This is a genomic window from Sutterella parvirubra YIT 11816 (assembly GCF_000250875.1).
Taxonomy (GTDB): domain Bacteria; phylum Pseudomonadota; class Gammaproteobacteria; order Burkholderiales; family Burkholderiaceae_F; genus Sutterella; species Sutterella parvirubra.
In genome coordinates this window covers 1-751 of record NZ_JH604893.1, presented here as the reverse complement: position 1 = coordinate 751, position 751 = coordinate 1, and the positions used below count along the sequence as shown (strand labels likewise).

Genomic DNA, 751 nt, shown 5'->3' with positions numbered 1-751 from the left:
GGAGAAGAAGTGGCGCCGGGCCAAGGAACTGGTGAAGCGCGGCCCTGCGGCCGTGAAGGCCGCAGGGCGCAGCGGCTTCAAAGCTTTCATTAACGTCGAATCGTCCGACGTTTCGGTAAAGGAGGATTTGTACAGTAAGCGAAAAAAATGGGCGGGGTACATGGCCCTGTTGACCAACATCGAATCAGAGAAGCCCGAAATCATCTATTCGAAACTACGGCAGCTGTGGCGAATCGAGGAAAATTTTCGAATTCTCAAAACCGACCTCCAAGCTCGTCCCGTCTTCGTTTGGACTCAGGAACACATCCGCGGCCACTTTCTGGTGAGCTACATCGCCCTCGTGATGCAGCGGATTCTGCAACGACGTTTGCGGCATTCCGGCTTGCAGCTGTCTCCGGGGGATATTGTTCGTGCGCTCGAATCCGTGCGTGTGAGCAGGGTCGTCGGCATGGGGAAGGGCAAGGGGTTGCTGTTCAACTGCACGAGCAACGGCGAGGTGGCCGCCACACTGAAGGATGAGCACGGCGCGCCCCTGGCTCTCTCCGAGCTTTCCGACCGGATTTTGAACGCGTGCAGTCTAGAGCCGCTTTCAGCGTTGGAATCGGAAGAAAGCCTCCGTCGGAAGTTGAAAACCAAGTTACCCCTGACGAGCTTTTCTACCGACAAAAATTGATAGGTCCTTCATCAAGCGAATCCCCTGCAAGACAGGGGTTCGGCGGGAAAACTCAGCCCAAAACATAAAAAAGTCGGG

At 55.7% G+C, this 751-nt stretch carries 1 protein-coding gene; it reads left to right on the top strand.

Annotated elements, in window-relative coordinates; genetic code table 11:
- Positions 1–673: IS1634 family transposase (locus tag HMPREF9440_RS02445; protein ID WP_008541164.1), on the top strand; the 673-nt coding region annotated here is incomplete at its 5' end.
- Positions 674–751: the final 78 nt, after the last annotated feature.